Consider the following 26,959-nt stretch of genomic DNA (forward strand, 5'->3'; position numbering starts at 1 on the left):
TACCAGCCAGATCCGCGGCCTGAATCAGGCTGTTCGCAATGCGAACGACGGTATCTCCCTGGCGCAAACGGCTGAAGGCGCCCTGAAGGCCTCCGGCGACATCCTGCAACGGGTGCGTGAACTGGCCGTGCAATCGGCCAATGCCTCCAACAGCGCTGGTGATCGCCAAGCCCTGCAACAGGAAGTGGGTCAACTGGTCAGCGAACTGGACCGCATTTCGCAAACCACCGAGTTCAATGGTGCCAAGTTGCTCAATGGCTCCTTCGGTACGCAACAGTTCCAGGTCGGCGCCAACGCCAACCAGACCATCGTGGCCGCCACGGCCAACCTGCGCACCAGCGTGTACGGCAACAACCAGAACACGTCGGCCAACGGCGCCGGCAGCGGTGCGAGCGCAGCCGCCTGGGGCTCCAACGGCGTGACCGCCGGTACCCTGGCCGTGAATGGCGCGTTGGGCTCCAAGGAAATCACCATTGGTGCCAACGACACGGCCAAGGCCATGGCGGACAACATCAACCTGCAGACCGGCAACACGGGTGTCACCGCTTCTGCGCGCACCGAAGCCGAGATCAAGTTCGAATCGACCGGTGCCTACACCTTCGAGCTGCGTTCGGACAACACGCCATCGGGAACCACCGCGGTCGGCCAGTCCATTTCGTTCAACGTCACCGCCCTGAACACGGCGGATGGCCTGTCGAACGCCGTGTCGGCCATCAACGAGCAATCGTCCAAGACCGGCGTGACGGCATCGCTCAACTCCACCAACGACGGTGTGATTCTGACCAGCGCCACTGGCCAGGACATCGGCCTGTACAAGGGAGCCGCTGCCGGCGTGAACTCGGGTGCCATCAACATCCAGAAGCTGCAGGCAGATGGCACGGCCATTGGTGCCGTCGATACCCTGGCCGCGGCATCGGGTGCGGATGAATCCACCGTCAGCGGCTACGTGGTGCTGGACTCCGACAAGTCCTTCTCCACAGTGGCTACCACCACGAACGCCTTCAACACCACGGCAGCGACGGACAGCGCCTCCGACCTGAAGGAAGTCGGGAACTTGGACGTGACCACGTTCAAGAAGGCGACGGAAGCCCTGAAGACAGTGGATTCCGGCCTGGCCTACATCAACGGTGAGCGTGCCAAGCTCGGTGCTCTGCAATCGCGTTTTGAAACGTCCATTTCCAACCTGCAAGTGACGTCAGAGAATCTGTCTTCTTCCCGTTCGCGCATTCTGGACGCTGACTTCGCGGCAGAAACGGCCAACCTGTCGCGCTCGCAGATCCTGCAGCAGGCTGGTACGGCGATGGTGGCCCAGGCCAACCAGTTGCCACAAGGTGTGCTGGCCCTGCTGCGTTAAACGCAGCTTGGCGGGCAGGGCCTGAGAGGGCCCTGGGTGCCTCGGCGGCGACAGTTTTGCTGTCGCCGCCTTTTCACCTTTGAACGGCGCGTGCCGGGAGCGCTGGAATTGGCTGGTTTCCTGGTGTGAATAAGGACGTTATTGGAGCCCAATCGGCGCCATAATTTCCGTTGACCAGTTCAGGAGGTTCTCATGGCTACCATTTCTTCACCCGGCCTTGCCACCAATGGCCTGGATGTCAAGAGCATCATTTCTCAGTTGGTTGCCCTTGAGCAGAAGCCCCTGGACACGCTCAAGGTCCAGGCCGCCACAGTCAGCACCAAGATTTCAGCGTTTGGCCAGATCAAATCGCTGGTGTCCACCCTGTCCGATGCCGCGAGCAAACTCAGCAGCCTGACCAGCTGGAACGCGGTTTCCACCACGTCTTCCGACAGCAAGTACGTGAGCGCCACCGCCATCGGCGGAACCCTTCCGACCAGCTTCAGCGTGGAAGTGCAGGGGCTTGCCAAGGCGCAGGCCACGGCATCGGCTGCCCTGCTGCCTGTCGGTGGTGCCCTGGGCGCCGGCACCTTGCGCCTGGAGCTGGGCCAGTGGAGTGTGTCGCCGTCCTCTTTCACCCCAGGGGCGGGTACCCCGGTAGACATCAGCATTTCGGCGAGCGACACCGTGAACGACGTCGCCAGCAAGATCAACGGTTCCAATGCGGGCGTCACGGCCTCGGTGCTCAAGGATGCCTCCGGTGAGCGCCTGATGCTGCGCAGCAAGAGCACGGGCCTGGAATCGGGCTTTCGCCTGAGCGTGATGGAAGGCGGGGACACGGACATCGCCAGTGCCGGCAACACCGACGCCACCGGCCTGTCCCGCCTGGTGGCGGGCAGCACCGTGACACAGGTCGCGTCCGATGCCAAGGCGACCATCAACGGCATTCCCGTGACCTCGGCCACCAACACCTTCGCTGAAACGGTTTCGGGCGTCACCTTCAAGGCGGAGCAGGTCACCACGGCGCCGATCGAGATCGGCGTGGCCAAGGACAACAGCGTCATCCAGAAGAACGTGGATGATTTCGTGAAGGCCTACAACGAGGTGAATTCGATCCTCAACGAGGCAACCAAGTACGACCCCGCCAACAAATCGGCGGGCTTGTTGCAGGGGGACTCGACCGCCATCGCTCTGCAGAACTCCCTTCGCTCAGCCATCCAGTCGATGACGGGCGGCAAGGCCGGCTTCCAGCGCCTGGCAGATGTGGGCATCACGTTGCAGCGTTCGGGCGATCTGGCAGTGGACGCCACCAAGTTCAGCAAGGCCATGAACGAGAACATCGACGACGTGAAGAACCTGTTCCGCAATCCCGATGCCGGCGCGGCCAAGGGGGTTGCCGTGCGCGTCAAGGAATTGGCGGCGAACCTGCTGTCCACCGACGGTTTCTTCAAGTCCAAGGACGACACCCTGCAGCTGTCGCTCAAGCGCAATTCCAAGGACCAGGTGACCGCCCAGGCGAAAATCGACTCCTTCGAAAAGCGCACCACGGCACGCTACAACGCATTGGATACGCAAATGAGCTCCCTGAATGCCCTCAATGCCTACATCGCGCAGCAGGTGACCACCTGGAACAAGTCGACCTGACGGAAAGCCTTCAGTTTTATGGGCGCCAGCCGATAAATAAAGCATCACACCGTAAGGACCACCCCATGTTCAGCGCCCACAATCCCCGTGCAGCCAACGCCTACCAGCGCATCAATGTGGAAACCAGCATGCACACGATTGACCAGCACCAATTGGTCAGTCTGCTGTATGAAGGTGCGCTGGGTGCCATAGCAACCGCACGAGGCGCCATGGCGCGCGGTGACATCGTTGGCAAATGCAATGCCATCTCCAAGGCGGTGCGCATCATCGAGGAAGGGCTGAGCACAGCCCTTGACAAGGTCGATGGGGGTGAATTGGCGGAGAATCTGGGTGCGCTGTACGACTACTGTATCCGCCGCCTGATCCTGGCCAATGCCCGCAATGACGACGCCATGATGCAGGAAGTCATGCGCCTGATCGAGCCGGTCGCGCTCGGTTGGAACGAGATCAAGAAAAACAACAACGGTGCAGCCACTCCAGCTGACGCCACCGCTTCGGGCCAGCCTGTGCTGGTGGAGGCATGAACCATGTCCCACATGCTGATTGATTACTACAAAGCCATTGAAGACAGCAGCGCCAAGATGCTGGAGGCCGCCAAGCTCAAGGATTGGGATGGCGTGGTGCGCTACGAGGGGGCCTGCGCCGTGCTGATCGAGCAACTGCGCTTCAAGTCCCAGGAGCACGAACTGCTGCCCGAGCACCGCCGCGAAAAGACGCGCATCATGCAGCGCATCCTGCGCAACGATGCCCAGATCCGCTGCCTGGCCGAGCCCTGGCTGGCACAGTTCGAGCACCTGTTCGAAGGCCAGCCGCAGATGATGCACTGAACGGGGCATGAAGAAGGAGGGGCTGCCGGGCGGCACCTCCATCCACGGCCCTGGTTCCCGCCGGGAAGAAAAAAAGCCACCGCACGTCGCAAGACGGCCGGTGGCTTTGTTGCTGCCTGCTAGGTAGTGCAGAAGGGCAGAAGGCGCTTGTGCCACTGCAAGGATCAATGACCCTGTCGATGCGGTGAATGCGGCTTCAGCAGTGGAATCGAATCGAAATCAAAGTCCAATGGGAGGATGGGTGCTCAGGCGCGCCGGGATGCAGGCCTCATATGGCGCTGTGCGCCATCCCCAGGCGCATGAAACTGGCGCTCCCCAGGCCAGTGCCCCCGCGCAAGGGCCGCCCCGCCGCGCTGGGGGCGTCCCCCTCCCAGATTGCGAAGCAATATGAGAGAGGGGTGAAGGCGCGCAGCGCCTCAGGGGGTGCCCTCAAACCTGCATGTTCATGATGTCGGTATAGGCCTGTACCATGCGGTTGCGCACGTGCAGCGTGGCCTGAAAGCCGATCTGGGCCTTCTGGATCGCCACCATGGTCTCTTCCAGGCTGACCGAGGGGTTCTCCAGCTGGACTTCCTTTTGCAGGTCGGCCGATTTGTTCTGTGCGGCACTCACCGACTGCAGCGCGCCCTTGAGTGCGCCCGAAAAGCCCACATCGTTGCCTTCGGCCTGCGGCATGGCGGCGCGGCGCGCCATGCCGGCACCCGCCATGGGGGTGGTAGAGCTGGTGATGCGGAGGTCCATGGCAGTGTCCATTGGGGGATGGGGGATGTGGTGATAGTAGCCAGGCGTCCGTGGGCCATCATGGGGAATAGATGCCCAAAGGCGCGCCTTATCGGCAGAACATGGCGGGTACTTGAGCGAAATAATCGAACCCACGCCAAGGTCCCTTGCCGGGCCCCATCTATTGGAAAGCACGATGTCTGCAGTTGCTGAAATCCCACTCGCTCCGCTTGCACCTCCCGCAGCCCGTCCCAACTGGCTGCAGCGGTTGTCCAGCCTCGACCGGGCCCAGCGCATGCGCCTGGGTGTGGGCGTGGCGCTGCTGGTCGCCGTCGCGATCGCTGCCATCGTGCTGGGCCGCCAGCCCGACTACCGTGTTCTGTTTTCCAACCTGAACGACAAGGATGGCGGTGCCATCGTGGCGCAGTTGACCACGATGAACGTTCCCTACAAGTACGCCGAAGGCGGCGGTGCGATCCTGATTCCCTCCGACAAGGTGCATGACGTGCGCCTGCGCCTGGCCACCCAGGGCCTGCCACGCGGCTCCGTGACGGGCTTTGAGCTGATGGAGACCAACCGCTTCGGCATGACCCAGTTCCAGGAACGCCTGAACTTCCAGCGCGGCCTGGAGGGCGAGCTGACCCGCTCCATCCAGGCCCTGTCTTCCGTGCAGAGCGCTCGTGTGCACCTGGCGCTGCCCAACCAGAACGGTTTTTTCCGCGAACAGCAAAAGCCCTCGGCCTCGGTGCTGATCAGCCTGCACCCCGGGCGCATTCTGGACCGGGCCCAGCTCGCCGGCATCGTCCACCTGGTGGCCTCCAGCGTTCCAGAACTGGCGCCTTCGGCCGTGAGCGTGCTGGACGATACGGGCAAGCTGCTCTCGCAATCGCCCGACGGCAACGCGGCGGCCAACGCGGTCGATGCACAGCAACTGCTCTATGTGCAGCAGATCGAGCAGCAGCTCACACGCCGCATCCAGGACATCCTGGAGCCGGTGGTCGGCCGCAACAACGTCAAGGCCCAGGTCTCGGCCGAGCTGGACTTCAGCCGCACCGAGTCCACGTCCGAGCAGTTCCGCCCCAACCAGACCCCCGATGCCAAGGCCGTGCGCAGCCAGCAGATGCTGGAAACCTCTGGCATGGCCCAGAAGACCGCAACCGGTGTGCCCGGCGCTGTTGCCAATCAACCGCCTGCACCCTCGGCTGCACCCATCAACGGCGCCAATCCAGCGCCCCAGGCCGGCACCCAGCAGGGCACCGAGGAGTCGTCCACCAAGCGCGAGTCCACCACCAACTACGAAGTCGACAAGACCGTGCGGGTCACGCGCGGCAACAACTGGGCCATCAAGCGCCTGAATGCTGCCGTGGTGGTGAACTACCAATCGACCGAAGAAAAGGGCAAGACCGTTACCAAGGCGCTCACCCCCGAGCAGCTGGAGCAGATGAAGGCGCTGGTGCGTGAAACCATCGGCTTCAACGGTGAGCGCGGTGACTCGGTGAACCTCATGAACACGCCGTTCCAGGTAGAGGCCGCAGTGTCGACGGATGTGCCGCTGTGGAAGCAGCCCGAGGTCCTCGATGTGGCCAAGAGCTTTGCCTGGCCGGTGGGGGCCCTGCTGTTCGGCGCCATGGTGCTCCTGGGCCTGGTGCGTCCCGCGCTCAAGGGAGGCAGCAGTGCACCCCGGGCAATTCCGGTGGCCGGTGGACAGCTCGATGCGCTGGAAGCCGACCAGCCCGACCGCCCAGCGCTTCCGCCTCCTTCCAGGAAGGAAGAGAATGTGGTGGCCACGCCAGAGCAATTGCGTCTGGAAGAGGCGCGCGTGCTGGCCAAGGCCAACCCCGTGGCCGTCGCCAATATTCTCAAATCCTGGGTGAACGGCGAAAATGCCTGACCCCGTCGCCGCTCAACTTGCTTGGATAGCCCATGGATGAACAAGGTCTCAACGACGCCGCCATCATGCTGATGTCCCTCGGCGAGGAGGAGGCGGCCGAGGTGTTCAAGCACCTCTCGCCCAAAGAGGTTCAGAAACTGGGCGAGACCATCGCGCGCATGAAATCGGTGTCGCGCGACAAGGTGGACAGTGTCATCAACCGCTTTGCCGATGCCGCGGCGGCGCAGAGCCTGCTGGTGTCCGACACCGGCAACTATGTGCGCGCCGTGCTCAAGCGGGCCCTGGGTGACGACAAGGCCTCGCTGCTGATCGACCGCATCCTGCAGGGCGGCGACGTCTCCGGCATAGAAAGCCTCAAGTGGATGGATCCGCTGTCGGTGGCCGAGTTGCTGCGCAACGAGCATCCCCAGATCGTTGCTGCCATCCTGGTGCACCTGGACAGCGAGCAGGCCTCGGGCATCCTGATGCACCTGACCGACCGCCAGCGCAGTGAAATCCTGTTGCGCGTTGCCACGCTGGAAGGCATCCAGCCCACGGCGCTCAAGGACCTCAACGAAGTGCTGTTCAAGGTGCTGGCCGGTGGCGACAAGATCCGCAAGAGCTCTCTGGGCGGCGTCAAGGCGGCAGCCGAGATCATCAACCTGCTGGGCTCCAACATGGACAGCGTGGTTATCGAGTCCATCCGCGGCTACGACCCCGATCTGGCGCAGAAGATCATGGACAAGATGTTCGTCTTTGAAGACGTGCTCAAGCTTGATGACAAGGCCATCCAGACCGTGCTCAAGGAAGTGGCCTCCGAGACGCTCATCGTCGCACTCAAGGGTGCCGTGCCCGAGCTGCGCGAAAAATTCCTGTCGAACATGTCCTCGCGTGCGTCCGAAGCGCTGCGCGAAGACCTCGAGTCGCGCGGCCCCATGCGGCTGTCCGAAGTGGAAGCGCAGCAGAAGGAAATCCTCAAGACGGTCCGGCGCCTGTCCGATGAAGGGCAAATAGTGCTGGCAGGCGGTGGTGACGATGCCTTCGTCTAGCCAACGCTCGTACTCGCGCTTCATCCCCAGCGAAGAGGTGGGGCTGGTCACGCAGTGGAAGTTCGGCGCCGTGGACGGCTCCGAACCGGTGGAGCCCGAACCCGAGGCGCTGCCCGAGCCCGAGCCCCTGCCCGATCCGGCCGAGGTGGAGGCCGCCCAGCTGGCACTGGTGCAGCAGGCCTGCGATGCGGCTTTTTCCCAAGGGCTGGCACAGGGCCAGGCCGACACGGCCCTCGAGTGGCAGCAGCGCATGGACGACTATGTGTCGGGCCAGGCGCTGGAAATGTCCCAGAGCATTGCCGGCGTGGTGCAGTCTTTGCAGGAGTCCCTCGCCGCCATGCAGCAGCGCATGGCCCAGGACGTGCTGGCGCTGGCCTGCGACATCGCCCGCGAAGTCGTGCGCCGGGAGCTCTCGGTCAGTCCCGATGTGCTGGAGCCGGTGGTGCGCGAGGCCGTGGGCATGCTGGTGGCTGAGGGGCGCCCCGCGATGGTGCGCCTGAACCCTGCGGACATGGGGGCGGTGGAGCAACCCTTGCGCGATGAGATGGGCGCAGGCATCCAGTGGGTGGCCGATGCGGCCGTGCCCGCAGGGGGTTGCCTGGTCGAGTCCGGCGGCACCGTGGTCGATGGCAGCGTGGCCAAGCGCTGGGAGCGTGCCATCGCCTCGCTGGGGCTGGAGTCGCCCTGGCAGGAGAGCGGCGATGAGCGTTGATGCACCTGCCTCCAGCGCCTGGACGCAGTTCATGGACGATGCGCGCGAGCGCGTGCGCCAGCGTGCGCCGCTGGAGACGCGCGGCACCCTCACCCGGCTGACCGGCCTGGTGCTGGAAGCCGTGGGCATCCGTGTGCCGGTGGGGTCGCAGTGCATGGTGCAGATGCCGGGGCATGCGCCGGTGCTGGCCGAGGTGGTGGGTTTTTCGGCCGACCGTGCCTTTTTGATGCCTGCGGGCGACATCCACGGCCTGTCCAGTGGCGCCAGCGTGGTGCCCGCCGCGCCCTACGTGGCCAGCCCGCGCCTGGGTGAGCCTTCCCGGCCCTCCCCGAAGGCGGGCGTGCTGCGCCTGCCCATGGGAGACGGCCTGCTGGGGCGGGTGGTGGATCCGCAGGGGCTACCCCTGGACCATGGCGGTCCGGTGCAGGACGTGGTCTCCGAGCCCATGGACCGCCGCCAGATCAACGCCATGGACCGTGATCCGGTGCGCTTGCCGCTGGACACCGGCGTGCGCGCCATCAATGCATTGCTCACCGTGGGCCGTGGCCAGCGCCTGGGCCTTTTCGCCGGCTCGGGCGTGGGCAAGAGCGTGCTGCTGGGCATGATGGCCCGCTACACCCGCGCCGACGTGATCGTGGTCGGCCTCATCGGCGAGCGAGGCCGCGAGGTCAAGGAATTCGTGGAAGACATCCTGGGGGCCGATGGCCGGGCGCGTTCGGTCGTGGTGGCCGCGCCGGCCGATGCGCCGCCGCTGCTGCGCATGCAGGGTGCGGCCTATGCCACGGCAGTGGCCGAACATTTCCGAGACAAGGGCAAGCACGTGCTGCTGCTCATGGACTCGCTGACCCGCTACGCCATGGCGCAGCGCGAGATCGCGCTGGCCATTGGCGAGCCACCGGCCACCAAGGGCTACCCGCCATCGTGCTTTGCCAAGCTGCCCGCGCTGGTCGAGCGCAGCGGCAATGGCCTGCATGGCGTGGGCTCCATCACCGCGTTCTACACCGTGCTGTCGGAGGGCGATGACCAGCAGGACCCGATCGCCGACGCTGCGCGCGCCATCCTGGACGGGCACATCGTGCTGTCGCGCTCGCTGGCCGAGTCGGGGCACTTCCCGGCTATCGATATAGAACAATCGGCCTCGCGCGTGATGCACAACGTGGTCTCGCGCGGCCATTTCGACGTGGCGCGGCGTTTTCGCGCCGTGTACTCGCGCTACCAGAAGAGCCGCGACCTGGTGCAGGTGGGGGCGTACATGAGCGGCTCCGACCCAGCGCTGGACGAAGCCATCCACCTGCAGCCGCAGATGGCAGCCTTTCTGCAGCAGGACATGTTCGAGGCGTCCACCATGGACCAGAGCGTGAACGCCATGGCGGCCGTGCTCGACCAGTAAGGACAGGAAGGCCCCACCATGTCCGTCCTCAGTGCCCTCATCGTCGCCGTGGAGATTGCCGCGCGCAAGCGCGACGAGGCGCGCCGCGTGCTGCAGGAGGCCCTGGCCGTGCAGCAGGCGGCCCAGGCGCAGCTGCACCAGCTGCAGGACTATGCCCGCGAGACCGAGCAGCGCTGGGGCATGCAGGCGGACACGCGCGTGCAGCCCGAGGTGATGTACCACCACTACCAGTTCATGGACCGACTGGGGCATGCCGCAGGCCTGCAGACCAGCGTGGTGGGCGACCAGGAGGCGCGGGTCGAGAACGCACGGCGCGGCCTGATGGAGGCGGAGCAGCGCCTGGCCAGCCTGCGCAAGGTGGTCGAGCAGCGGCGGCGCGAGCTGGAGCAGGCCCAGGCCCGCATGGAACAGAAACAAACCGATGAACGTGCGGCGATGCAATACAGCCGCAGGGTTCAGGATCGATAGGGCAGGAGAATTGACCATGGAACAGGCACGCATATCCACCCCCCAGGGGACGCAGTCTCCCCAGCAGACCGCGCGCACGCGCGCGCACGCCCAGCAAAAGGGCATCACGGACGATGGCGCCGGGGCTGCCGCGCAGCCCGACAGTTTTCTGGCACTGCTGGCCGCCCAGGACCCGGAGTTTGCCGAGGGGGGGGATCCGCTGGCCGCCGTCCCGGGTGCTGCGGATGCTTCCAGCACCCTGGCCGCTGTCGATCCGTCCACCCTGGTCGGTTGGCAGGCGCTGGTCGCAGGCGACAGTGCTGCCCAGCAACTCAGAGGTTTGGCGGGGCAGGGCGGTAATACGCCGGGTGCGGAGGGCATGGGCGCCGTCGGCCTGTTGGGGCAGACCGGAGTGGCGCGTGGAGCCATGGCCAATATGCTGTCAGATCCTGCTGGCGGTGCTCCGGCCCTTGCCGGACAGCTTCTGGCGGGCCAGGGCCTGCCGGCCGCCGATGGTCTGGTGTCGCAAACCGTGGCACTGGATGGCGGTTTGCCGGATGCATCGCAGCCGGCTACGGCCACGCTGGGCTTCGGGCGCCAGTTTTCGCGCATGCACAGCGCAGCCCTGCAGCGCGGCGCCAGTGATTCCGGCCTGGGCGGCACCGGTAGCGTGGGCGCCGTGTCGGCGCGCGCTGCGGGCGGCGATGCCCAGCAGGTGGCTGCCTCCACGGGCGATCTGTCGACCATGTCCACCGCAGTGGCCGCCACCGTGCGCGAGCTCGGCCCGGGCCTGCACCGTGTTTCGGGCGAGAGCGGCGCCACCGGGGTGGACGCCGCCTTGCTGGCCAACCTGGATCCAACGGCTGCAGTGGCTGCTTCCGGTGCGCGGGGCGCCGATGCGGGCGGCGGCAGCGAGTCGTCCCGTCACGGAGGCTCGGGCGGCCTGGGCGAAGGCGGGGCCGAGCCCTCCTTCACAGTGGATGGTGCGTCGGGCACCTCGGGCTTTGAAGAACTGGCACAGACCGGGGCCGAAGAATTGCTGGCCGAGCAGGTCACCTACTGGGCCAACCAGAAAACCCAAAGTGCCGAGGTCACCCTGAACCGCGACGGCCAGCCCCTGGCCGTGACGGTAGCCCTGTCCGGCAACGAGGCCCATGTCACCTTCCGCAGCGACCAGGAGCACACCCGCGAGATGCTCGACCAAAGCATGGCGCAGCTCAGCGAACTGCTGCGCAGCGAGGGCCTGGTCCTGTCGGGCATGACCGTGGGCACCTCGGCAGGCCAGGGCACCATGGCGGGCGATGCCGAGCAGCAGCGCAACCGTTCTGGCGATGGGCAGCAGGGCCAGGTGCTGGTCTCGGGCCCCACGGATGTCAGCCAGCGGCTGGCGGGGAGCGGCACGCGCAACAACAGTGCCGTGGACGTCTTCGTGTAACGCGGCTGGCAGTGCTGCCGCAGCATGCCGCACTACGGTGGCACAGCGATTGCCAGCGTTAACACGCTGTTAAGGGGTGTATTCTGGCTATTATTGGACCGGCAGCTGCGCCACAATGGGAAGCGTCTGCCGGCCCGATGCCGTTCCCGGCGAGATGCCACCATCGAATCCCACCTAAGGAACCTGTCACGTGTCTGCCAATGCTGCTGCCGCTCCGGCCAAGGAGAAGCCCAAAAGCAAGAAGATGCTGATCATCGTGGTCGCTCTGGTGCTCGTGCTGGTCATCGCGGGCGCTGCGGCCTTTTTCATCCTGGGCAAGAAAAAGCACGCCGACGACGAGGAGGGGGGCGCGACCGCTGCGGCGCCGGCCCACGAGACGGCCAAAACACCGCCGACCTTCCTGCCCTTGGAGAACATGGTGGTCAATCTCGCCGATCCGGGCGGCGACCGGTTTGCGCAGATCGGCATCACAGTCGAGGTGGCCGACGCCAAGACGGCCGAGCAGATCAAGCTCTATCTGCCCTCCATCCGCAGCAGTGTGCTGCTGCTGGTATCCCAGCGCACCTCCGGCGAGCTGCTGGTGCGCGAAGGCAAGGAAAAACTGGCCAAAGACATCCTGCGCGAAGTCTCCCGTCCACTGGGTTTCACCGTGGCGCGCGAGCGGCCCAAACCCGCGTCGGTGCCCGTCGGCGAGGACGATGAGGAGCAGCCGCCGCCGCGCAAGGCACCGAAGAATCCGGTGCAAGGCATTCTTTTCTCCAGCTTCATCATCCAGTGACGCGAGGACAATCCTGCCATGAGTGATTCATTCCTATCGCAGGAAGAGGTTGATGCCCTTCTGGAAGGCGTCACTGGCGAGAGCCAGAAGTCCGTCGAGGAAGTGGCCGAGTCGGGGTCCGTACGCAACTACGACATCTCCAGCCAGGAGCGCATCGTTCGTGGCCGCATGCCGACGATGGAAATCGTCAACGAGCGGTTTGCGCGCAACTTCCGCATCGGCCTGTTCAACTTCATCCGCCGCAGCCCCGAGATTTCGGTCGGCACCGTATCGGTGCAGCGCTACAGCGCCTTCCTGCGCGAACTCGCAGTCCCTACCAACTTCAACATCGTGGCCATCCGTCCGCTGCGTGGCAGTGGCCTGATCGTGTGCGAGCCGTCGCTGGTGTTCGGCATCATCGACACGCTGTACGGCGGGGTGGGCAAGTTCCAGACCCGCATCGAGGGGCGTGACTTCTCGCCCACCGAGCAGCGCGTGATCAACCGGCTGGTCGACGTGATCTGCGCCGAATACAAGAAGGCCTGGCAGGGCATCTACCCGCTGGAGCTCGACTACCAGCGCTCGGAAATGCAGCCGCAGTTCGCCAACATCGCCACGCCCAGCGAGATCGTGGTGTCCACCGCGTTCCAGCTGGAAATCGGCGACCTGTCGGGCGCCATCCACATCTGCATGCCCTACGCCACGCTGGAGCCCATCCGCGACGTGCTGTACTCCTCGACGCAGGGCGACTCCATCGAGGTGGACCGGCGCTGGGTGCGCGTGCTCACGCGCGAGATCCAGGCGGCCGAGGTGGTCCTGGTGGCCGAGCTGGCCAAGGCCGATGCCACGGTGGAGCAGCTGCTGGCCATGAAGCCCGGCGATTTCATCGAGCTCGACCGGGAGCCGCGCATCCGCGCGTCGATCGGCGGTGTTCCCATCTTCGAGTGCCAGTATGGGACCCACAATTCGAAATATGCCATCCGCATCGAAGAGTGCCTGCGCAACTCGGACATGAGCTGGCTGGGAGAAAAAGATGTCAACTGAAGACGACAACAAGGACGGCGCCGCCGAGGATCCGTTTGCGGGCTGGGCCGAAGCACTCGAAGAGCAAAAAAGCTCGGACGACAAGCCCGGTGATGCCGAGCAGGGCGGCCCCCTGTCCGGCGATTCGGTGCGGCCGTCTGCGTCGGTCAATGGCGATGGCACGGTCAACGACATCAACATGGTGCTGGACATCCCCGTCCAGCTGTCCGTGGAGCTGGGCCGCACCCGGGTGCCGATCAAGTACATCCTGCAACTGGCGCAGGGCTCGGTCGTCGAACTTGATGCGCTGGCCGGAGAACCCATGGACGTGCTCGTCAACGGCTACCTGATCGCTCAGGGCGAGGTGGTGGTGGTGAACGACAAGTTCGGTATCCGCCTGACCGACGTGGTGACGCCTTCGGAGCGGTTGCGGCGCGTGAGCCGTGGGTGATGGGGGCACGGCCATGGGGATGACCCAGACGCTGGTCGTCGTCGTCCTGTTCGTGGGAGCCATGGCCTGCCTGCCCTGGCTCATCAAGCGCCTGCAGCAGCGCCATGCCGCAGGTGGCCTGCCGGCCGGGGCCGCATCGCGCGTGCTGTCGGCAGTGGCCGTGGGCCCGCAGCAGCGGGTGGTCACCGTGGAGGTGGGCCCCGAGGGAGCACGAACTTGGCTGGTGCTCGGTGTCACGGCGCAGCAGGTCAGTTGCCTGCACGTGCTGGCGGCTCCATCCGTCCCTGCGGCACCGGCTGCATTGCCGGTGGTGGTGGCGGACAACTCCGCCTTTGCCCGCGAAATGGCGGCGGCCGAGGCGCGCAAGGAACCGCATGTCTGATTCGGCACGACCTGCATCATCGCTGCCCCGCGCCGCGTGGGTGGCGGCCCTGGCCGCGCTGGGCCTCCTGGTCTGGCAGGTGCCTGCATTGGCGCAGACGGGGGCCACTCCCGCAGCGCCGGGAACACTGCCCGTGCTGGTGGGCGCTGGCAGTGGCGGCACGAGCTATTCCGTGCCGATCCAGACGCTGCTGTTCTTCACGGCGCTGTCGTTCCTGCCCGCCATCCTGCTGCTGATGACGGGGTTCACGCGCATCGTCATCGTCCTGTCGCTGTTGCGCCAGGCCATCGGTACGCAGTCGGCACCACCCAACCAGGTGATCATCGGCCTGTCGCTGTTCCTGACCTTCTTCGTCATGGGACCGACCTTCGACCGGGTGCACAAGGATGCCTACGTGCCCTACACCACCAATGCCATCACCTTCGAACAGGCCGTGGAGCGGGCCGAGGTGCCGATGCGCGAGTTCATGCTCAAGCAGACCCGGCAGTCGGACTTTGCGCTGTTCGCACGCCTGGCCCGGCTGGCGCCCGAGGTGACCGCAGAGACCGCGCCGTTTCGCGTGCTGGTGCCGGCATTCGTGACCAGCGAGCTCAAGTCGGCGTTCCAGATCGGCTTCATGATCTTCATCCCCTTCCTGGTGATCGACATGGTGGTCTCCAGCATCCTCATGTCCCTGGGCATGATGATGCTGTCACCGGTGCTGGTGGCGCTGCCGTTCAAGCTCATGCTGTTCGTGTTGGCCGATGGCTGGAACCTGCTGATCGGCTCGCTCGCCGCCAGTTTCGTCACGTAGAGGACCGACCCCATGACTTCACAGATGGTACTGACCATGGGGCGCGACGCCCTCACGCTGCTGCTGATGATCGCCATGCCCGTGCTGGGGGTGGTGATGGCGGTGGGCCTGGTGGTGAGCATCTTCCAGGCGGTCACGCAGATCCACGAAGCCACCCTGGCCTTCGTGCCCAAGCTGATTGCTGCGATGGTGGTGTTCGCGATCGCGGGGCCCTGGATGATCAGCACCCTGGTTGACTACATCCGCCGGACCATCGAGTCGATTCCCTCGGTCGTCGGCTAGCGCACGGCCCCGTGTTCCCGTGATCACGTTCACCGAGGCCCAACTGGTGGCCTGGATCTCGCCCATCCTGTGGCCGTTCATCCGGGTGCTGGCCATGTTTTCCGTGGCGCCGGTGTTCTCCATGCGCACCATTCCCATGCGGGTGAAGATCGGCCTGGCCTTCTTCGTGGCCCTGTGCGCGCAGGGCGTGCTGGTGAACCAGCCGGTGATCGACATCAATGGCCGAGAGGCGCTGGGCGCCGTGGTCCAGCAGGTGGCCGTGGGCCTGGCCATCGGCTTTTCGGTGCGGCTGGTGTTCGCCTCGGTGGAGCTGGCCGGTGAAATGATCGGCTTGCAGATGGGCCTGAACTTCGCCTCCTTCTTCGACCCCGCCAGCAACGGCCAGGTGAGCGCCGTGGCGCGCTTCTTCGGGCACATGGCCACGCTGCTGTTCATTGTCATCAACGGCCACCTGATGGTCATCATGGCCGTGGTCAAGAGCTTCGACCGCTTTCCCGTGGACGGCAACTTTCTGCAGGCCATCGGGCAGATGCGGTTGTACGAGCTGGGCTCCTCCCTGTTTTCCAGCGCGTTGTGGATCGCCCTGCCCATGATCGCGCTGCTGCTGTTCGTCAACCTGGCCATGGGCATCATCTCGCGCGTGGCGCCGCAGATGAACATCTACGCGGTCGGCTTTCCGGTCACGCTCACCGTGGGCTTGCTGGGCATCACGGCCACTTTGCCCATGCTGGAGCAGCCCATCCTCACGCTGATGCAGCAATCCATCGACCTGTTCTCCAGCCAGCGGTAGCGGCCGCTGCTAAGAGGCTCCGCCGGTAACGCAGGCATGGCACAAGCCAGTGCCACCGTGGAACTGGCTTTGCCAGGCCAGGGGTGGCGTCCCCCTTCAGGAGGATGGCGCGAAGCGACTCAGGGGGTCATACCAACTCATTGCGGATGGCGTAGACGGTGAGCTCGGCATTGTTGGAGAGCTTGAGCTTTTCGAGCACGCGTGAGCGGTACACGCTCACCGTCTTGGGGCTGAGCATCAGCTCTTCGGCAATGTCGGCCAGACGGCGGCCCGAGGCGATCTTGATCAAAGTCTGCAGCTCGCGCTCGGACAGCGTGGCGTGCGGGCTCTCCAGCACCGGCTGGGCCAGGCTCTCGGCCAGCATCTGGGCCACCTCGGCCGTCAGGTACTTGCGGCCCTGCATCACCACCCGCACCGCGTTGATCAATTCCGCCGGGTCGGAGGCCTTGTTGGCATAGCCCTGGGCGCCAGCCTTCAGGCAGCGCAGCGCGTACTGGTCCTCGGGGTACATCGATACCACCAGCACCTTGATGGTCGAATGCGTTTCGCGCAGGGTGGCCAGCACCTCCAGGCCGCCGCGCCCGGGCATGTTCAGGTCGAGCAGCAGCACGTCGCAGGGGGCGCTGCGCAGCACCTCGCGCAATTCGGCGTAGCCGCCGGCCTCCCCGGTCACCTTGATGTCGGTGGCCTCGGTGAGGGTATCGCGGATGCCGCGCCTGAGCACGGCATGGTCATCGCACAAAACGACGTTGATCACCAGACATCTCCTGTGATGGGGGGCTGGTCCGAGGTGGCCAGCGGTATCGACAGTGTGAGGCAAGTCCCTTTGCCCGGCTGCGTGCTGACATCGAGCCAGCCGCCCACGGTGCGCGCCCGCTCGTGCAGGCCCTTGATCCCAAAGGCCTTGGGCTTGTCGGCCAGCCGGGCCACGTCAAAGCCGCAGCCGTCGTCGGCGATCTCCACGGTCAGCACCCCTTCATGGTCGGACAGGTCGATATGCACCTTGCCGGCCTGGGCGTATTTGGCGATGTTGGTCAGCGCCTCCTGCGCCGTGCGGTAGGCCACCAGCTGGATATCGCTGGGCACATCGATCGCCTCGCCACTGGCCACCACCTGCGTGCGCACCGCGCTGCGGCGCTCAAAGCCCGCCGCCAGCCACTGGATGGCGGCCACCAGCCCCTGCTCCAGGATGGGTGGCCGCAGGTTCATCATGATGCGCTGGCTGGCGCCGATGGCGTGTTGCAACATGTCCGACGCGCTGGCAAGGTGGTCCTGTGTCCCCGGGTCCTGCGCATGCCGGCCGATCCAGGCGAGGTCTACCCGCACGGCGGTCAGCGAACCGCCGATATCGTCATGGATCTCGCGCGCGATGGAGGCGCGCTCCTGTTCGATGGAGGTCTGCAGGTGCTCGGTGAGCTCCGCCAGGCGCTGCTGGGAGGCCGCCAGCTCGGCCACGGCGCGCTCGCGGTCCTGGCGGGCCTGGTGCACCTCGATGGCCCGCGTGACCACGTGCGGCAGGCGGGAAATATCGTCCTTGAGCAGGTAATCCGAGAAGCCCAGGCGCATGGCGTCCACCGCCGCCGCCTCGCCAATCGCCCCTGACAGCAACACAAATGGCACAGGTGTTGCTAATTTAGCCACATGCTCCCATGCATCGAGCGCAGTGAATCCTTGCAGTCTGTAGTCTGCAAGGATCAAATCAAAGGGTTGGTTGCTGGTGAGATCACAGAAATCCTGCAGGGTGTCTACCTGCTGGACGTTGCAATGCAGCTTGGCACGCTGCAAAGTGAGCTTGGCCAGAACATGGTCTGCCAGAGAATCCTCCAGGTGCAGGAGGCGTAAGGGCTGGCCTGCTACTGTCATGACCATATGAGCGCTATCATAGGATACAAATTGGAACAAACAAGGGTGTTTGTCCCGGTGGAGTGGGTGAGAAGGCTATCGTCCAATAGAACGCAATGTCGGGGTTTTTGCAAGGGTTGGCGGGGTCTGCCAGCGCGGGCCGCCAGTTGGGGGCTTGAGGACCCTGGTCTGCTTGTTGCTATGGAGAAACAATGCAATCTACGCTATCAACGTCAACTGGGCCGGCAGTTCAGGTTCCGGTCATGGTGGCAGCAGAACTGCAGGATTCGCTGCTGGTCGTCATGCACGACCTGCACCGCCTGGAAGGCTTGTTGAACCATGCCACGGACAATCTGCTGGAGCGCTTTGGCGAGGCCAATGCCGTGCTGAACGATGCCTTCGTCGCGGATTCGCCCGAGTTGGCGGCCGCCCGTACGGCCTTGCGCAGTGCCGTCACCGAGCTGCAGTTCCAGGACATGGCTTCGCAGCTCATCTGGCATACCACCAAGGTCCTGCAGGGCTGCGCGTTCCGGCTGGCGTCCGAGGCCATGGGGCACGATGAGGGCGAGGAGGCGGCGCCGTTTGCCGAAATGGCGCCGGATCGGCCCAATCCCGTCACGCAAAGCGAGATGGATGCCGGGTCTATTGATCTATTCTGAAGTCGGCATCGCTGGTTCACCTATATATTCAAGTCAGTTGGAGTCCTAAATGCAATCGATACTTGCCGTAGATGATTCACCATCCATGCGAAAAATGGTGTCTTTCACCCTCACCGGTGCCGGATACCACGTGGTGGAGGCGGTGGATGGGCAAGATGCCCTGGAAAAGGCCGAGAGCCACGACATCCACCTGGTGCTGGCCGACCAGAACATGCCCCGGCTCGATGGCATAGGCCTCACGCGCAAGCTGCGCGAGCACCCCAAATTCAAGACCATCCCCATCCTGATCCTGACCACGGAATCGAGTGACCAGATGAAGCAGGCGGGGCGGTCGGCCGGTGCCACCGGTTGGCTGGTCAAGCCGTTCGATCCCAACCGCTTGATCGAAGTCATCCAGAAGGTGATCCGTTGAAACGGATGCACGGGCGCCACCACGTATAAAGGAGCCGACTATGGCTGAAAGCTATCAAGAGGGATCAGGGGCCGGCGGTGCTGACTTTGACCTGAGCCAGTTCTATCAGATCTTTTTTGAAGAGGCTGGCGAGAACCTGGACCAGATGGAGCAGATGCTGCTGGACCTGGACCTGAGCGCTGCCAACGACGAAGAGCTCAATGGCATCTTCCGCTGCGCGCATTCGATCAAGGGTGGGGCCGCCACGTTCGGCTTCTCCGATGTGGCCGAGCTGACGCACCAGATGGAGTCCCTGCTCGACCGGCTGCGCCGCCACGAGCTGCAGCCCATTCCACCCATGGTCGATGTGCTGCTGGAATCCGCCGATGCCTCGCGCAGCCTGCTGGCACGCCACCAGGCAGGCGGGCAGGGCGAGGCCGTGTCCACCACCTCCCTGGTCAAGCGCATCAGCGAACTGGCGGCAGGCGTGGTCCCGGACGGCGCTCCTGCCGCGGCCCCAGCGCCCGCCCCGGCACCGGTGGCCGCCGCTCCTGCGCCTGCCATCAAGGCGCACGTGCCCGGGCAATTGCGCAAGCTGCAGATCCACATCGGGCCGCTGGAAAAGACCGAGCAGGCCGACACCATCAAGGAACTGTTCCGCGACATTCCGGGCCTGGGCTCCATCAGCGATCTGCCCAGCGTGCAGGCGGGCGTGCGCGTGTTCGCGGTGGAAACCACCTCGTCCACCGATGACCTGCTGGACCTGTTCGCCTTCCATGTGTCCAAAGAGCAGGTGCGCTTCAGCGACGGGGACGAAGAACCCGCTGCAGCCGCCGAGGTCGATCCCGACCACGCGGTGCACGAGATCGAGCCCCCTTCGGGTGGCGCCGACGTGTCCTACGGCTTTTTCTCGGACGCGCCTGGCGCCCCGAGCACAGTGCCAGCCAACGGTGCGGCCGCCAAGCCCTTGGCGTCCAAGGTCGTGGCCGCTGCCGAGCCCAAGGCTGCAGCCCAGGCGCAGATGGAATCCACGACCATCCGCGTGGCCGTGAACAAGGTCGACCAGCTCATCAACCTGGTGGGCGAGCTGGTGATCACCCAGGCCATGCTGGCGCAGAACAGCCGCGGGCTGGACGCCGGCGCCTACCAGCAACTGCTGGCCGGCCTGGCCGACCTGGACCGCAACACCCGAGACCTGCAGGAATCGGTGATGTCGATCCGGATGATCCCCATGTCCATCGTCTTCAGCCGCTTCCCGCGCATGCTGCGCGACCTGGCCAACAAGCTGGGCAAGAAGGTCGAGCTGGTCACCCTGGGCGAAGCCACCGAACTGGACAAGGGCCTGGTCGAGAAGATCACCGACCCGCTCACCCACCTGGTGCGCAACAGCTGCGACCACGGTATCGAGATGCCGGCAGAGCGCCTGGCCAAGGGCAAGCCCGAGCTGGGCACCATCACCCTGTCGGCGTCGCACCAGGGGGGCTCCATCGTCATCGAGGTGCGCGACGACGGCCGCGGCCTGTCGCGCGAGAAGATCCTGCGCAAGGCGCAGGAGCGGGGCCTGGATGTGTCCGACCAGATGAGCGATGCCGACGTGTGGCAACTGATCTTCGCCCCCGGCTTCTCCACCGCAGATGAGGTCACCGACGTGTCGGGCCGTGGCGTGGGCATGGACGTGGTCAAGCGCAACATTGCCGCCCTGAACGGCTCGGTCGAGGTGGACTCCGCCGAAGGCTATGGCATGAAGGTGTCGGTGCGCCTGCCGCTCACGCTGGCCATCATGGACGGCATGTCGGTGGGCGTGGGCGAAGAGGTCTACATCCTGCCGCTGTCCTCGGTGGTGGAGTCCTTCCAGGTCAACTCCGACGACGTCAGCACCGTGGCCCAGGGCTCGCAGCTGGTCAAGGTGCGCGACGAGTACATGCCGGTGATCGCGCTGGAAAAGATCTTCCAGGTGCCGCGCTTCGACCTGAACAAGTCGAGCAACATCATGGTGGTGGTGGAGGCCGACGGCAGCCGTGTGGCGCTGCTGGTCGACGAGCTCCTGGGCCAGCACCAGGTGGTGGTGAAGAACCTGGAGACCAACTACCGCAAGGTGCCCAACGTCTCGGGCGCCACCATCCTCGGCGACGGCACGGTGGCACTGATTCTGGACACGGGTGGCCTGGTGCGCCGGGCCCGCCACTGATTCGGGTGCGATGTGTTCATGGAATGCACCAGCACTGCTAACAAGGAGAACGCACCATGAGTGTGATGGGTAAAACTGCCGACAACGCGCCGACCGGTGCGCGCGAGTATCTGACGTTCCGATTGGACCAGGAAGAGTACGGCATCGACATCCTGAAGGTCCAGGAAATCAGGGGCTACGAGCCGCCGACGCGCATTGCCAACGCCCCCGAATTCATCAAGGGCGTGGTAAACCTGCGCGGCACCATCGTCCCCATCGTGGACATGCGCCTGAAGTTCAACTGCGCGCAGGCGGACTACAACAGCTTCACGGTGGTCATCATCCTGAACCTGCGCAACCGCGTGGTCGGCATCGTGGTGGACTCGGTCAGCGACGTGATGGAGCTCACGCCCGAGAGCATCCGCGTGGCGCCCGACATCGAGAGCGCTATCGACAACAGCTGCATTCTGGGGCTGGGGTCGGTGGGTGAGCGCATGCTGATCCTGCTCGACATCGAAAAGCTGATGTCGAGTGTGGACATGGGATTGGTGACGACGGCGGAGTAACGAACGCCATAGTCGGTCAGGTGGGTGGCCGCAAGCCAAACTGCAGGCAAGGGTCTGCAGGCCTTTTGGAGCGAAATGGACTTCCGAGCGGATGATCAAAATGATGCCCCAGACCACCAGTATTTCCTCGGCCGGCGCGCGTGCTGCCGCCGCAGCCGCTGCCAGTGCCCCGGCACCGTCGGGCCCGCTGGCGCAGGGGCGTGAGTTCGTATGGACCAACGCCGACTTTGCCCGGGTGCAGGCGCTGATCTACCAGCGCGCCGGCATCAGCCTGCACGACGGCAAGCATGCCATGGTCTACAGCCGGCTCTCGCGCCGGCTGCGCGATACGGGGCACAACAGCTTCCATGAATACCTGGGCTGGCTGGAAACGCACGATGGCCCCGAGTGGCAGGAGTTCGTGAACGCGCTCACCACCAACCTCACGGCGTTCTTTCGCGAGCAGCACCACTTCGAGATCTTCGCAACGCTACTGCGCAGCAAGCCGGCCAACACCGCCTGGAAGGTGTGGTGCAACGCGGCCTCCACCGGCGAAGAACCGTACTCCATCGTCATGACGGCCTTCGAGTCGCTGGGGGCCAACGCCTCCTTCAAGCTCACGGCCAGTGACATCGACTCGAAGGTGCTGGCCACCGCCGGCCAGGGGGTGTATCGGCTCGACAACCTCAAGGGCCTGGGCCCGGAGCGGCTGCAAAAGTTCTTTCTCAAGGGCAAGGGCGGCAATGATGGCATGGTGCGGGTCAAGCCCGAATTGCGCCGTGCCATCGACTTCATGAGCGTGAACCTCATCCGCGACGATTGGCCCTTCAAGGAGCCTTTTGACGTGGTGTTCTGCCGCAACGTGATGATTTATTTTGATGCGCCCACGCAGCGCAAGGTGCTGGAGCGCATTCACCGCGTGCTCAAACCCGGTGGCATGCTGTTTGTGGGCCATGCTGAAAATTTCAGCGAGTCCCGTGATCTCTTCACCCTGCGCGGCAAGACGGTCTATGAACGCCGCTGACCCGCCCCTCTGTTCGCCCGTAGGAACATGTTCCAAGCAGCTCCCATGACCCACAACCAATCCGGCCCTGCGCCAAACACGTTCATGCCTGGTGCTGCCCCTGCGACGCCGGGAGCGTCGGAGCGCCGGCGCGCTCCGCGCATCGCACCGCTGAGTGCAGACATCTACTCGTCCAGCTCGGCGCCGCGCGAATCCTCGCTCAATGAGCTCAAGGCCCGGGCCAGAAAGCCGGGCGAGGCATCCTTCTTCTACCTGGACCACCACTTCCAGCACAACGCCGTGAAGGTGTTGCCCGGCGAGTATTTCGTGGCCGACGAAAGCATGGTCATCATGACGGTGCTGGGCTCGTGCATCGCCGCCTGCCTGTGGGACAGCCGTGCGCACATCGGGGGCATGAACCATTTCATGCTGCCCGACGGCGACCTGGCAGATGCCTCGGGGCGCTATGGTTCGTACGCGATGGAGTTGCTCATCAACGAGATGCTCAAGCTTGGTGCCCGGCGCGAAACCATGCAGGCCAAGATCTTTGGCGGTGCGCAGGTGATGCACAATTTCACCACCATGAATGTGGGCGAACGCAACACCACCTTCGTGCTGAACTACCTGCACACGGAGCGCATCCCCATCGTCTCGGAAGACGTGCTGGACATCTATCCCCGCAAGGTGGTGTTCTTCCCGGTGACGGGCAAGGCCATGGTCAAGCGCCTGGCGCACGCCCATCCCGAGACCCTGGTGGAGCAGGAAAGGCGCGGGAATGCTGCGACCGTCGCAAAGACCACCTCGGGTGGCTCCGTGGATCTGTTTTGATTGAAGACGAAGAAAGCCTGAGAGAACAATGAGCAGGAAAATCCGGGTGATCGTGGTGGACGATTCGGCGCTGGTGCGCAGTCTGCTGTCGGAGATCATCAACCGGCAACGGGACATGGAGTGCATCGGCACGGCCAACGACCCCTTGGTGGCGCGCGAGATGATCCGGGAAATGAACCCGGACGTGATCACCCTGGACGTCGAAATGCCGCGCATGGATGGCATCGACTTCCTGGGCCGGCTGATGCGCCTGCGGCCCATGCCGGTGGTGATGATCTCCACGCTGACCGAGCGCGGGGCCGAGGTGACCATGAAGGCCCTGGAGCTCGGCGCCATCGATTTCGTGGCCAAGCCCCGGGTGGGCCTGGCCAGCGGCCTCAACGACCTGGCGACCCAGATCGTGGACAAGATCCGCGTGGCGGCCGTGGCCCAGGTGCGCCGCGCTGCGCCGCGCGAGGCATCGACTGCGCATTCCGCTTCCGGCGCGGGCACGGCGGCCCCGGCGGCACCCACCACCTTGCTGGGACGCCTGTCCACCGAGAAGCTGATCTGCATCGGCGCCTCGACCGGGGGCACGGAGGCCATCAAGGAGGTGCTGGTGCACATGCCGGCCGATTCGCCAGGCATCGTGATCACCCAGCACATGCCTCCGGGCTTCACCACCAGCTTTGCGGCACGGCTCAACGGCCTGTGCCAGATCACGGTCAAGGAGGCTTCCAATGGCGAGCGCATCCTGCCGGGCCATGCCTACATCGCCCCCGGGGGCACGCAGTTCCATGTGGCGCGCAGCGGTGCGAACTATGTGGCCGTGGTCGATGACGGCCCGCCGGTGAACCGGCACAAGCCCTCGGTGGAGGTGCTGTTCAAGTCGGCCGCCGCCGTGGTCGGGCGCAATGCCTTCGGCATCATGCTCACCGGCATGGGCAACGATGGTGCGGCTGCCATGCGCGAGATGAAGGACGCAGGCAGCTACAACTACGTGCAGGACGAAGCCACCTGCATCGTCTTCGGAATGCCGCGCGAGGCCATCGCCCACGGCGCCGCCGATGAAGTGCTGCCGCTGGGCCAGATTGCGCCGGCCCTGGTGGCGCGTTTGCGTGGAGCGACGGACCGGCTCCATCACCGCATCTGACCTGGGCGCGGCCTTCGCGCCGATCAGTGGGGGCGAACCCCCATCGATTCCTTCTGGTCTGTCAGGCCGACAGCGCCGTCCAGCGCTCCAGTGCCGCCATCAGTTCCTCGTCGATCTCGCTGGCGCGGGCCGTGAGCTTGGCCGCCTTGGCACCGTCGGTGGCGTAGACGCTGCCATCGGCCAGCACGGCCTGTACCTCGGCCTGCTCCTTTTCCAGGGCGCCGATGCGATCGGGCAGGGCGTCCAGCTCGCGCTGTTCCTTGTACGACAGCTTCTTGCGCGAGGTCTGTTCCGTCTTGGAGGGGGCCGCTGCAGTGGCTGCGTCCTTGGCAGCCGCCGGCTTGGTGCCTGCCGCCGGGGCAGCGGCAGCCGCGGCCGCACGGCTGCGGCGCGATTGCAGCAGCCAATCCTGCACGCCGCCCTCGTACTCGCGCCACAGGCCATTGCCTTCAGAGGCGATGGTGCTGGTCACCACGTTGTCCAGGAAGGTGCGGTCATGGCTCACCAGGAACACCGTGCCATCGTAGTTTTCGAGCAGTTCCTCCAGCAGGTCCAGCGTGTCGATGTCCAGGTCGTTGGTCGGCTCGTCGAGCACCAGCACATTGGCCGGGCGTGCGAACAGGCGCGCCAGCAGCAGGCGGTTGCGCTCGCCACCCGAAAGCGAGCGCACAGGGGAGTGGGCGCGGGCCGGAGAGAACAGGAAGTCGCTCAGGTAGCTCTTGACGTGCTTGCGCTGGTTGCCGATCTCGATCCATTCGCTGCCGGGGCTGATGAAGTCCTCCAGCGTGGCATCCAGGTTCACGGCATGGCGCATCTGGTCGAAGTAGGCCACCTGCAGGTTGGCGCCCTGGCGGATGTCGCCGGAGTCCGGCGCCAGCTCACCGAGGATCATCTTCAGCAGTGTGGTCTTGCCCGCGCCGTTGGGGCCGATCAGCCCCACCTTGTCACCACGCAGGATGGTGCCGGTGAAATTGCTCACGATGGTCCTGTCGCCAAACGACTTGCTCACGTTGGTGAGCTCGGCCACGATCTTGCCCTGGTAGCCATTGCCGCTGCCCGTGGCCACGTCCATGCGCACGCTGCCCACCACGTCACGGCGTGCTTCGCGCCGTGAGCGCAGGTCTTGCAGGCGCGTGATGCGGCTTTGGCTGCGGGTGCGCCGCGCTTCCACGCCGCGGCGAATCCACACCTCCTCCTGGGCCAGCAGCTTGTCGGCCTTCGCGGAGATCACTGCTTCCTGCGCCAACTGGTCTTCCTTCTGGACCATGTACTGGGCAAAGTTGCCGGGGTAGGAGCGCAGTTGCCCCCGGTCCAGCTCCACGATGCGGGTGGCGACCCGGTCCAGGAAGGCCCGGTCATGGGTGATGGTGACCACGCTGCCCGGGAAGTCGAGCAGCAGGTCCTCCAGCCATTCGATGGAATCCAGGTCCAGATGGTTGGTCGGCTCATCAAGCAGCAGCACATCGGGCCGCGCCACAAGGGCCTGCGCCAGGGCCACGCGCTTCTTGGTGCCACCCGAGAGGGTGCCGACGATGGCCTCGGGGTCCAGGTGCAGGCGCTGCAGGGTCTCTTCCACGCGCTGCTCCCAGTTCCAGGCGTCATAGGCCTCGATCTGGGATTGCAGTGCGTCCAGGTCCAGCCCTTCGGCGCCCGAGAGGTACTGGTCACGCACTGCAATCACGGCCTGCAATCCTTCAGAAGCGGCCTTGAAAATGCTGGCTTCGGGGTCGAGCGAGGGCTCCTGCGCCACGAAGGCAATGCGGGTGCCTTGTTGCACCTGCAGCGATCCGTCATCGGGCTTGGCCATGCCGCCCAGGATCTTGAGCATGGACGATTTGCCGGCGCCATTGCGCCCGATCAGTCCCACGCGCTCGTTTGCCTCCAGAGAGAAGCCGGCGTGGTCCAGCAGTGCAACGTGCCCAAATGCGAGTTGGGCGTCCAGTAGAGTGATAAGTGCCATAGGGGGAGGATTATCGAGGGCGCGCGCACTTTGCATGTGTCGGGGTGCTGACGGGCTGTTTTTGGCAGGGACTTGCGGTGCGCGCGGGCCCTGTGCATGGGTGATGCAGCCCTGCTTCTATATAGGAGGGGCCCTTGCAGCCATGCGGGCGTGGGTGTGGCGCCAGGTGGTCGGCCGCTTTTCTGCAGAAAGTGAGGGGGCTCTTCCACCCAGCCCAAAAACTCATGCTATAGTCGAGGGCTTCGCTACCAAGACCTCTGTTCTTCAGGAGTCGGTCGGTTGAAGGTGCTGCCTCAGGTGGTGCTTTCAGCGGTTTGGGTAGACCGAAGCAGACTTTGCAAAAAGTTGGGACCTTTGAGAAAAGCGAGCAAAAACTCGGTATACAATCAAAGGCTGCGCTGAAAAGAGCTGGTCGCCGAAAGGTGGTGAGAGCTTCGAAGTACTGGAGGTAGATGAAGACGCCGAGCGGCTTCAAAAACTTCCAAAAAGTTTGACGGAACTTAAAAAACCGTGCTAGAATTCAAGGC

At 64.7% G+C, this 26,959-nt stretch carries 28 protein-coding genes; 24 read left to right on the forward strand and 4 right to left on the reverse strand.

What is annotated here, in order from left to right; genetic code table 11:
* The 4 genes from ASE31_RS22945 to ASE31_RS22960 all read left to right on the forward strand — a co-directional run.
* Positions 1-1,354 (forward strand): flagellin (locus ASE31_RS22945; protein WP_235514729.1); only part of this gene is annotated, 1,354 nt, incomplete at its 5' end.
* 192 nt (positions 1,355-1,546) lie between these two features.
* The gene (gene fliD / locus ASE31_RS22950; protein ID WP_057204104.1) at positions 1,547-2,977 is read left to right on the forward strand and encodes a flagellar filament capping protein FliD; all 1,431 of its coding nucleotides are present in this window, start codon (positions 1,547-1,549) and stop codon (positions 2,975-2,977) included.
* Between the two features lie 65 nt (positions 2,978-3,042).
* Positions 3,043-3,501: a flagellar export chaperone FliS gene (gene fliS, locus ASE31_RS22955; protein ID WP_057204105.1), complete on the forward strand. Its 459-nt coding sequence runs from the start codon at positions 3,043-3,045 to the stop codon at positions 3,499-3,501.
* A gap of 3 nt (positions 3,502-3,504) precedes the next feature.
* Positions 3,505-3,804: a flagellar protein FliT gene (locus tag ASE31_RS22960; protein ID WP_007860919.1), complete on the forward strand. Its 300-nt coding sequence runs from the start codon at positions 3,505-3,507 to the stop codon at positions 3,802-3,804.
* A 429-nt stretch (positions 3,805-4,233) separates the two neighbouring features.
* Here ASE31_RS22960 and fliE read toward each other — a convergent pair whose 3' ends face one another.
* Positions 4,234-4,545 carry a flagellar hook-basal body complex protein FliE gene (gene fliE, locus ASE31_RS22965; RefSeq protein ID WP_057204148.1) on the reverse strand — a complete coding sequence of 104 codons (312 nt, stop codon included), beginning with the start codon at positions 4,543-4,545 and terminating at the stop codon, positions 4,234-4,236.
* A gap of 175 nt (positions 4,546-4,720) precedes the next feature.
* Here fliE and fliF point away from each other — a divergent pair, with 175 nt between their 5' ends.
* The 13 genes from fliF (at position 4,721) to fliR (ending at position 15,905) form a co-directional block, all read left to right on the forward strand.
* Entirely contained in the window at positions 4,721-6,415 is a 1,695-nt protein-coding gene (fliF, locus tag ASE31_RS22970; protein ID WP_057204106.1) for a flagellar basal-body MS-ring/collar protein FliF, read from the forward strand.
* Between the two features lie 32 nt (positions 6,416-6,447).
* Entirely contained in the window at positions 6,448-7,443 is a 996-nt protein-coding gene (gene fliG / locus ASE31_RS22975; protein WP_057204107.1) for a flagellar motor switch protein FliG, read from the forward strand.
* Entirely contained in the window at positions 7,430-8,155 is a 726-nt protein-coding gene (locus ASE31_RS22980; RefSeq protein WP_057204108.1) for a flagellar assembly protein FliH, read from the forward strand. The genes fliG and ASE31_RS22980 overlap by 14 nt, the downstream gene beginning before the upstream one ends.
* Entirely contained in the window at positions 8,145-9,545 is a 1,401-nt protein-coding gene (gene fliI, locus ASE31_RS22985; protein ID WP_057204109.1) for a flagellar protein export ATPase FliI, read from the forward strand. Before ASE31_RS22980 ends, fliI begins: the two co-directional genes overlap by 11 nt.
* Positions 9,546-9,563: 18 nt before the next feature.
* Positions 9,564-10,013 (forward strand): flagellar export protein FliJ, encoded by a 450-nt coding sequence (gene fliJ / locus ASE31_RS22990; protein WP_057204110.1) that lies wholly within the window; start codon positions 9,564-9,566, stop codon positions 10,011-10,013.
* A gap of 16 nt (positions 10,014-10,029) precedes the next feature.
* Positions 10,030-11,427, forward strand: a complete 1,398-nt coding sequence (locus ASE31_RS32760) for a flagellar hook-length control protein FliK (RefSeq protein ID WP_235514730.1) — start codon at positions 10,030-10,032, stop codon at positions 11,425-11,427.
* A gap of 244 nt (positions 11,428-11,671) precedes the next feature.
* Complete coding sequence (gene fliL, locus ASE31_RS23000; protein ID WP_057204150.1) at positions 11,672-12,205, forward strand: flagellar basal body-associated protein FliL; 534 nt, start codon at positions 11,672-11,674, stop codon at positions 12,203-12,205.
* Between the two features lie 18 nt (positions 12,206-12,223).
* The gene (gene fliM, locus ASE31_RS23005) at positions 12,224-13,228 is read left to right on the forward strand and encodes a flagellar motor switch protein FliM (RefSeq protein WP_007853747.1); all 1,005 of its coding nucleotides are present in this window, start codon (positions 12,224-12,226) and stop codon (positions 13,226-13,228) included.
* On the forward strand, positions 13,218-13,658 hold the full coding sequence (gene fliN, locus ASE31_RS23010; RefSeq protein ID WP_057204111.1) for a flagellar motor switch protein FliN: 441 nt from the start codon (positions 13,218-13,220) through the stop codon (positions 13,656-13,658). Before fliM ends, fliN begins: the two co-directional genes overlap by 11 nt.
* A 19-nt stretch (positions 13,659-13,677) precedes the next feature.
* A complete protein-coding gene (locus ASE31_RS23015) occupies positions 13,678-14,040 on the forward strand; it encodes a flagellar biosynthetic protein FliO (protein ID WP_057204112.1) in 363 nt (120 codons plus the stop codon).
* Positions 14,033-14,833, forward strand: a complete 801-nt coding sequence (fliP, locus tag ASE31_RS23020) for a flagellar type III secretion system pore protein FliP (protein WP_057204113.1) — start codon at positions 14,033-14,035, stop codon at positions 14,831-14,833. The genes ASE31_RS23015 and fliP overlap by 8 nt, the downstream gene beginning before the upstream one ends.
* Before the next feature lie 12 nt (positions 14,834-14,845).
* Positions 14,846-15,115, forward strand: a complete 270-nt coding sequence (fliQ, locus tag ASE31_RS23025) for a flagellar biosynthesis protein FliQ (RefSeq protein WP_007853732.1) — start codon at positions 14,846-14,848, stop codon at positions 15,113-15,115.
* Between the two features lie 19 nt (positions 15,116-15,134).
* A complete protein-coding gene (fliR, locus tag ASE31_RS23030) occupies positions 15,135-15,905 on the forward strand; it encodes a flagellar biosynthetic protein FliR (RefSeq protein WP_057204114.1) in 771 nt (256 codons plus the stop codon).
* Between the two features lie 127 nt (positions 15,906-16,032).
* On the opposite strand, the gene ASE31_RS23035 is transcribed toward fliR, so the two are convergent.
* Together ASE31_RS23035 and ASE31_RS23040 are read right to left on the reverse strand one after the other, a co-directional pair.
* Positions 16,033-16,662, reverse strand: coding sequence for a response regulator (locus tag ASE31_RS23035; RefSeq protein WP_057204115.1), 630 nt, complete (start codon positions 16,660-16,662; stop codon positions 16,033-16,035).
* A complete protein-coding gene (locus ASE31_RS23040; RefSeq protein WP_057204116.1) occupies positions 16,659-17,774 on the reverse strand; it encodes an ATP-binding protein in 1,116 nt (371 codons plus the stop codon). Before ASE31_RS23040 ends, ASE31_RS23035 begins: the two co-directional genes overlap by 4 nt.
* Before the next feature lie 185 nt (positions 17,775-17,959).
* Here ASE31_RS23040 and ASE31_RS23045 point away from each other — a divergent pair, with 185 nt between their 5' ends.
* The 7 genes from ASE31_RS23045 to ASE31_RS23075 all read left to right on the forward strand — a co-directional run bounded on the left by ASE31_RS23045 (position 17,960) and on the right by ASE31_RS23075 (position 24,472).
* Complete coding sequence (locus ASE31_RS23045) at positions 17,960-18,406, forward strand: hypothetical protein (protein ID WP_057204117.1); 447 nt, start codon at positions 17,960-17,962, stop codon at positions 18,404-18,406.
* Positions 18,407-18,455: 49 nt separating this feature from the next.
* On the forward strand, positions 18,456-18,818 hold the full coding sequence (locus ASE31_RS23050) for a response regulator (protein ID WP_007853722.1): 363 nt from the start codon (positions 18,456-18,458) through the stop codon (positions 18,816-18,818).
* A gap of 40 nt (positions 18,819-18,858) precedes the next feature.
* A complete protein-coding gene (locus ASE31_RS23055) occupies positions 18,859-20,985 on the forward strand; it encodes a chemotaxis protein CheW (protein WP_057204118.1) in 2,127 nt (708 codons plus the stop codon).
* 56 nt (positions 20,986-21,041) lie between these two features.
* Positions 21,042-21,530 carry a chemotaxis protein CheW gene (locus ASE31_RS23060; protein WP_057204119.1) on the forward strand — a complete coding sequence of 163 codons (489 nt, stop codon included), beginning with the start codon at positions 21,042-21,044 and terminating at the stop codon, positions 21,528-21,530.
* A 103-nt stretch (positions 21,531-21,633) separates the two neighbouring features.
* The gene (locus tag ASE31_RS23065; protein WP_057204151.1) at positions 21,634-22,533 is read left to right on the forward strand and encodes a CheR family methyltransferase; all 900 of its coding nucleotides are present in this window, start codon (positions 21,634-21,636) and stop codon (positions 22,531-22,533) included.
* Positions 22,534-22,617: 84 nt separating this feature from the next.
* Positions 22,618-23,340, forward strand: coding sequence for a chemoreceptor glutamine deamidase CheD (gene cheD, locus ASE31_RS23070; protein ID WP_082604320.1), 723 nt, complete (start codon positions 22,618-22,620; stop codon positions 23,338-23,340).
* 28 nt (positions 23,341-23,368) lie between these two features.
* The gene (locus ASE31_RS23075) at positions 23,369-24,472 is read left to right on the forward strand and encodes a chemotaxis response regulator protein-glutamate methylesterase (RefSeq protein ID WP_057204120.1); all 1,104 of its coding nucleotides are present in this window, start codon (positions 23,369-23,371) and stop codon (positions 24,470-24,472) included.
* A 61-nt stretch (positions 24,473-24,533) separates the two neighbouring features.
* Here the strand turns inward: ASE31_RS23075 and ASE31_RS23080 are convergent, their stop codons facing one another.
* Positions 24,534-26,432 carry an ATP-binding cassette domain-containing protein gene (locus tag ASE31_RS23080; protein WP_057204121.1) on the reverse strand — a complete coding sequence of 633 codons (1,899 nt, stop codon included), beginning with the start codon at positions 26,430-26,432 and terminating at the stop codon, positions 24,534-24,536.
* Positions 26,433-26,959 lie beyond the last annotated feature (527 nt).

The organism is Acidovorax sp. Root217 (assembly GCF_001428645.1).
Lineage (GTDB): Bacteria > Pseudomonadota > Gammaproteobacteria > Burkholderiales > Burkholderiaceae_C > Acidovorax.